The following is a 6,233-nucleotide window of genomic DNA, read 5'->3' as shown; positions in this document are numbered from 1 at the left end:
TCTTCCAGTAACTCATCCAGTAAATCGAGTGTCAATTGCATATATTTCTTTGGAAAAAGTTCGTCTGCCTTGGAAGCTAACGTATACACGTTGGTTGGTCTCCCCATCGCTTGCCGGACAAGCTTCGTCTCGAGCAGATCGTCCTTTTCCATGGAATGAATATGACGCCTGACGGCCATCTCCGTAATTCCGAGCTGTTTGGATATCTCTTGAACGCTTAGAGGTCCACTAGTTTTGAGCATGGAAAGAATCACTTTACGCGTAGATGTCTCAAGTGCTTGATTCATTAGCTCACCTACCCTCGGAACAATCATTATGCTTCATTTTACAGCATAGTATCCAAGTTGTAAATTAAGAAACATCTATGTATGTTATTCCAATTCACTCTTGATAAATGCACTTACACTCGCTGCAAACTCCTCAAAAGCTGCTGGAAGCTTAGGCACCAAAGGGTGAAGATCTTGGCGGTTCCATGCTACAAAATCCTGTACTAGAGGTTTTCTGAGCTTCACAAGTTGAAGCAACGTCTCGGTTAATGTCTCCGAATATGCACCTTCTCCGTGTACGATCTCCACAATGTCCTCATAACTGCTTGCATCTCTTAAAATAAAGGCATCGATCAGCAGGCTTCCTACGTCCGTTACGGTTTCGATGGCTAAATGCAGAACACGCTCTTGCGCAAGCTGCCAAACGAGATCATTCGTGCCTTGTCCCCATTGCTGTTCTAGCTGCTTGCTTGCATCTGCCAATGTAGATAAAAACTGAATTCTTTCATTGATCTGCTCATGATTAATAAAATACATAATGCTATCTCCGTCCTCTTTTTCGCCATTTCGTCCAAATCAACATTGCAAAAAAAGTAATGACAACCAGGAAAATTAACAATACCGCTTGCATGAGATATTCGTAGCTCATGTACAATCACCCTCTTGACTTTCGCTGTATTCACTTCTATCAGTGTATCGCGCTAGCTGTAGAGCGTCAAGCAAGCACGCTTGCTGCAGAAGACAGACTCTCTTTCATGTGATTTTGGAAACCATATTGTTACTTTGGACTAAATACATCACATTGAAACCTCCTTACAATAAAGGAGAAGTTATCGGGAAGCAGAATATGATGCTCTTCTTATAGGAGGAACTCTCGTGGGTATTAAAATAGGAATTGTTGGGGCAGGCCAATTCTCACAATGTTTCGTAAAGCTGTTCCAAGCTCATCCTTATGTCGATGAAGTCGTTTTGGCGGAATTGCATGAGGATCGTCGCGACAAATTTGCAAAAGCTTTTTCCCTCAAACAAACGTACGCTTCATTGGAAGAGCTGCTGAGCAGCGATGTGGATGCCGTCGCCATTTTTACACAAAGACATCTTCATGGTCCTCAAACGATACAAGCTCTGCAAGCAGGCAAACATGTCTATTGTGCAGTGCCCATGGCCCAAAGCTTAGACGAAATATCAGCCATTCTCGAGGAAGTGAAACGTTCCGGATTAATCTATATGACTGGGGAGACAAGTTACTACTACCCCTCCACGGTATATTGCCGAGATCAGTTCAGAGCCGGCCACTTCGGCAACTTTGTCTATGGAGAAGCTCAGTATTTGCATGATATGACGCACGGGTTCTATGATGCTTTCAAATATTCGGGAGGGAAGGATTGGAAGAAAGTCGCCGGTATCCCACCGATGTATTATCCGACCCATTCAGTCTCTATGGTTCTGTCCGTAACAGGAGCTAAGGCGACTAAGGTATCCTGCTTGGGTTATGTGGATCAGCATGAAGATGGGATTTTTCGCGAAGGGGCTAACTTATGGGACAATACGTTCAGCAATCAGAGCGCACTAGTACGTACCTCCGATGGCGGGATGATGCGCCTCAATGAGTTCCGGCGCGTGGGCTGGGGAGGGAACAACAGTGTATATATGAGCATGTTCGGAACAACTGGCAGCTACGAGGAGCATGCTGGTGGTTCTGCATGGACCTCTCTGAAGTGGGGAGCCACTCAGGATCTAACTTCGCAGCTTGCCTGCAAGGATCAGTATGTACATTTGAACGATTCCAATCTGAATCAAACATTGCAGAATGATTTCCATGCCAGCCTTGCCAAGGTGCATCACAGCTTCCGCCTGCCACATACCTTTGAGGGGCTTCCTAATGGACACTTCGGCTCTCATCAATTCCTTGTTGATGATTATTTGAAAGCCATTTATACGAAAAAATTGCCACCTAACAACGCTTGGCGGGCCGCGGATTACTTAGCCCCAGGCTTGGTCGCCCATGAATCTTCCAAACGGGAAGGTGAAATGATCGACGTCCCTGATTTCGGATCGCATCCATCTGAGTGGAAGCTGCTTGATCCAGACAGTTTTGTCGCTTATCGCGATTGATTAGCGTGTATTGTCCTCCTTTTTCATTCATGTTACAGTGAACAAAGTGAAAAAAGGAGAAGATTACCGTCATGTCGTCAAGACCCAAACTACCAGAGATCGACCTCATCCGCGCAATCGCCATCATCGCCGTAGTGCTTATTCACGGCACGTCAAGCGCTACACTGCTTCCGATTGGCAGCGGCTCGCAAGCCATCTTTTTCATCCTTAACAAAGCTAGTTTATTCACTGTGCCGCTATTCATTTGGATCAGTGGTGTCGTGCTCTTTTATACGTATTACGATCGTTGGGAGCCTGGAATGTCGCGTGTTTTCTGGACGAAACGGCTGCGAAGAATCTTAATTCCTTATGTGCTAAGTTCTCTATTTTATTATTTATTTAATCAAGTAATGTTTCATGGAAACATCCGTTTTGACGTCATTTACTTTATCAAATTGCTTATTTCAGGTAATGCCAGCTATCATCTCTATTACATGGTCATTATTGTTCAGTTCTACCTCTTGTTCCCGCTTCTGATCACTGTCGTGAGGCGGTCGACTTGGCTTCGCCGAGGGCTAATCCCTATGGGTATAGTTATTCAAGCTGGAGCCTTTGCCTTCCATCATGGGGTGCATCCCCTTCCGGAATATGCCTCTCTTTTTGTCAGTTATACGGCGCTTTTCCTCTTTGGAGCTTTCATGGGCATTCATTATTCAGCCATTGTTGCCTGGTCAGAACGTTACCAATTCTTAATAGGCAGCATCATGTGCCTTGCGGGTGCTACTTTCGTGGGCATGCTGCTTGTACATCAATATGGACTTGCTAGCTTCGGAAATATATGGTTCGAGCTGGCTCTCCTCGTGTATTGCATGGCGGTTCCATTATGGGCCGTCAACTGGTCGCTACAACGTCTTGCAAATAGCCCAAAGCTTAGCTCTGCACTTACCTCATTAGGAGCCGCTTCTTTCGGCATCTACCTTGTGCATCCTGCACTCCTAACGCTCTGGGGGCGCCTCACACCGATCCAGGATCAGCTCTGGCTCTATGATCTGCATACCATCGCTTCGATCCTGATCGGAGTGCTCGGCTCTTGGCTGCTCGTTCGCCTCAATGCGAACGTGAAAAAAGGTTCCGCTTAGCAGCGGAACCTTTTCATTTGAAGCGAGCGAGCATAGCCCAACGTCGCTGCTGCCTGCGGCTGTATCGCGGCAAGCCGCGGTAGATATCCAGCGCTTCGCGGAACGTTGCTTTCGCATCATTGCCGCGCCCAAGCTGCTGGTACAGCAAGCCGAGACGGTAATACGCCTCAACCGAAGAGGAGTGCAGATCACGGAACTGCTCGATCAGTTGAGCTGCTCTCTCGGGTGCAACAGGCGCCAAAGCTTCTCCTAGGCGTAAATAGGCCTCGCCATATTTAACCCTCGGGTTCAGCTCTACCGCTTGGAGCATGAAGCTCTCTCCCTTTTGCAGATCACCCAGCTTCAGGTAACAAAGTCCGATTTCGTAGTGTACATCTGCGGAATCTTCCATAATCGGCAACGCTTGTTCCAAGTAAGGAAGTGCTTCTTGGAATTTATTACGCTGTAGCAAGTTCCTTGCGAGCTCTAGCTTCGCGGACGTATGATGTGGGTTCGCATACAATTCCGTTCGCAGCCTGGATGCTCTTCGCCTTAATTGAAATGGCTTGAAAATATTCGGCGTCAATCCGATAAATCTTCTATCTAACACATATAGGATGATTAATAGAATTAGAAGTGCAAGGAATGGATTACCGACAAGTCGCCATAACAGGCCAAAAGCAAGAAATTTAAGTAGCAAAAGATATCCCCCCTTTCAACTTCCTTATACTACCATAATATGAGGACTTTGGTCATCTCTTCCATAGAAAAAAAGCTCCCGTCCTATGACTAGCATATGAATGGAGGCTTCTTATGAATACTGATTCGAGATTTATTTCAAGCAATGCTATAATAAAAAGAAAAAGGGAGTTTCGATATGAACGAAGATCCACGCAAGGCCATATGGCTGAAGAGAAAACAGCGTGGCAGAAACAAATATTTGGTGAATTTCGGCCTTCTCCCATGGGGTGTTGGGCTTACGGCCTTATTTAGCATTATTGAATTATTGAACACGCATGAGATTAGCTTAGTATGGGTACCTATTCGTTTAGTTCTGTTCTTTTTCATTGGTTTCTTCGTTGCGAATGGTCGCTGGATGGCAATGGAAAACCGTTACGAGCCTAGGGGCCGACGACCTTAATGGTCGTTTTTTTTATATCAAAAGTCATAAGAATATGATCCATTTCTTCATCTATCCAAACCTTTTGCTCCGAAGTTAAATGCGCACGAACATAGCTGTTGCTCTGCTTAAGCGTCTGGATAATATGGAGATCATACTCGCTTTCCAAGCAAATATGATAAAAAATAAGATCCGCTTCCTGTATCGTATCGAGCCGCATCATGTCCGACATACTCCGTGCCGTCAACTCAATGCGGATGCCCACTTTGACGCATTGCTCGCAGATCCATATGGCATCCTCGTTATTATTGCTATAAATATACATGTTGACCAACTCGTCATCATAACCCATTTCATTGAGCAGACGCTTAGCTTCCTCCAGATCGGTTCGATACACAGCGGCAGTCCCTTTATCATTCATCGATGGCAAAAAGGAACTGGCTGGCGCTTCCCTGAAGCCTCCAAGCTGTTCAATCATTCGTTCCCGATCAAGGATTAAATCGATAGCTTTGCGAAAATTCGGGTGCTGCTGAGGCCCATCTTTCCCTTGGTTAAACGTAAGTAATGAGCATCCCAGTATCGATTGTTCGATTTGATGCCACTCCGAATCTTTCCCGACAGCTCCGACCGGTTTACGGGAATTCGTATGGTCACACAACACTTGCACCATATCCCAGCTAGGCCCAACTTCCGACAAATCCTGCGGCAGCAGCCATATTTCCAATTGATCCAAATGCGGCCTTACCCCGAAATAACTGTCAAAAGCACGAAGCTTACAGATATAATCATCATTGCGCTCCAACCTGAACGGCCCTGTTCCAATCGGCATACGGCCAAAAATTCCCTCGTTGTCCCGACAAATTTCTTCCGGCAAAATCGCCAGAGATGGATGCGCCAGTTGCTGCAAGAAAAGCTCGTTCGGCTGCTTAAGCTCGATGGCAAGTGCACTCCGGTTAAGCACCCTAATGTTCTCAATACCTTCCGTCATCCAGCCTTGGCACGCCGATAGACCAAGATCCATTAGCCTAGACAATGAATAACTGACATCGTTAGCCGTCATCTCCCTGCCATGATGGAAGAGTACCCCTTTTCTCAAGTAAAAGGTGTAGTGCAAGCCGTCCTCGCTTTTCTCCCAATAATGCGCCAAGTGTGGCTCTGCAACCCGAGTATTTGGATTGTATTGGACCAGCGTATCGAAAATCTGATTGATCAGATGGGTATCAAACGCAAAAAAACTAAAAGCCGGATCGAGCGATACAAGCCATTTGTAGACTGGAAAACGCAGCGTATCCTTGTAACATTCCTCTTGGACTACCGTTCGATATCCGAAAAAACTAAATAACCAATCGACGAAAGAGTCCTGCAACGCTTCTCCCTTGCCCAATTGGTGTATGAGTTCAATCGTACCTTTGTAATCCCCTTGACTCGCTAGTTCCATTGCCTGTTTGGAGACCATGTCTTCAGCGGAAACAAGAAATGTTAGCTCAGAAACATTGCCTCTTCCTCTACCTGGCTTCCAGGAAACCCAGCCCTGCTCCATCATTTTTTTCAGCAAAATCTTTACATTCCGCGTTGTGCAGTACATTCTTTCGGATAATTCTTCTAACGTGATTGGCTGCGGTTCATGCTCTACGC

At 46.0% G+C, this 6,233-nt stretch carries 7 protein-coding genes; 3 read left to right on the top strand and 4 right to left on the bottom strand.

The genetic code is table 11. The features are described 5' to 3' along the window. Both AC1DUA_RS23325 and AC1DUA_RS23320 read right to left on the bottom strand, forming a co-directional pair. On the bottom strand, positions 1–287 hold a 287-nt coding region (locus tag AC1DUA_RS23325), incomplete at its 3' end, for a helix-turn-helix transcriptional regulator (RefSeq protein WP_477502040.1). 84 nt (positions 288–371) lie between these two features. Further along, positions 372–803 carry a DUF86 domain-containing protein gene (locus tag AC1DUA_RS23320; RefSeq protein WP_477502039.1) on the bottom strand — a complete coding sequence of 144 codons (432 nt, stop codon included), beginning with the start codon at positions 801–803 and terminating at the stop codon, positions 372–374. Positions 804–1,142: 339 nt separating this feature from the next. Between AC1DUA_RS23320 and AC1DUA_RS23315 the strand changes: the two genes are divergently transcribed. Both AC1DUA_RS23315 and AC1DUA_RS23310 read left to right on the top strand, forming a co-directional pair. Continuing rightward, a complete protein-coding gene (locus AC1DUA_RS23315) occupies positions 1,143–2,381 on the top strand; it encodes a Gfo/Idh/MocA family protein (RefSeq protein WP_477502038.1) in 1,239 nt (412 codons plus the stop codon). Between the two features lie 71 nt (positions 2,382–2,452). After that, positions 2,453–3,499, top strand: a complete 1,047-nt coding sequence (locus AC1DUA_RS23310; RefSeq protein ID WP_477502037.1) for an acyltransferase — start codon at positions 2,453–2,455, stop codon at positions 3,497–3,499. Positions 3,500–3,512: 13 nt separating this feature from the next. Here AC1DUA_RS23310 and AC1DUA_RS23305 read toward each other — a convergent pair whose 3' ends face one another. Further along, the gene (locus AC1DUA_RS23305) at positions 3,513–4,178 is read right to left on the bottom strand and encodes a tetratricopeptide repeat protein (protein ID WP_477502036.1); all 666 of its coding nucleotides are present in this window, start codon (positions 4,176–4,178) and stop codon (positions 3,513–3,515) included. 177 nt (positions 4,179–4,355) lie between these two features. Here AC1DUA_RS23305 and AC1DUA_RS23300 point away from each other — a divergent pair, with 177 nt between their 5' ends. After that, positions 4,356–4,619 (top strand): hypothetical protein, encoded by a 264-nt coding sequence (locus AC1DUA_RS23300; protein ID WP_477502035.1) that lies wholly within the window; start codon positions 4,356–4,358, stop codon positions 4,617–4,619. Here the strand turns inward: AC1DUA_RS23300 and AC1DUA_RS23295 are convergent. Beyond that, positions 4,600–6,233, bottom strand: a 1,634-nt coding sequence (locus AC1DUA_RS23295) for an ABC transporter substrate-binding protein (RefSeq protein ID WP_477502034.1), incomplete at its 5' end; no start/stop codon positions are given. The two genes, AC1DUA_RS23300 and AC1DUA_RS23295, sit on opposite strands and share 20 nt — an antisense overlap.

It is taken from the genome of Paenibacillus sp. 01T422 (genome assembly GCF_056398785.1).
Note: the sequence above shows the minus strand (reverse complement) of the source record. Positions and strands in the feature narration are given on the sequence as shown.

Coding starts and splice junctions, on each gene's coding strand:
- AC1DUA_RS23320 (WP_477502039.1), bottom strand. CDS start 803: ATGTATTTTATTAATCATGAGCAGATCAATGAAAGAATTCAGTTTTTA.
- AC1DUA_RS23300 (WP_477502035.1), top strand. CDS start 4,356: ATGAACGAAGATCCACGCAAGGCCATATGGCTGAAGAGAAAACAGCGT.
- AC1DUA_RS23310 (WP_477502037.1), top strand. CDS start 2,453: ATGTCGTCAAGACCCAAACTACCAGAGATCGACCTCATCCGCGCAATC.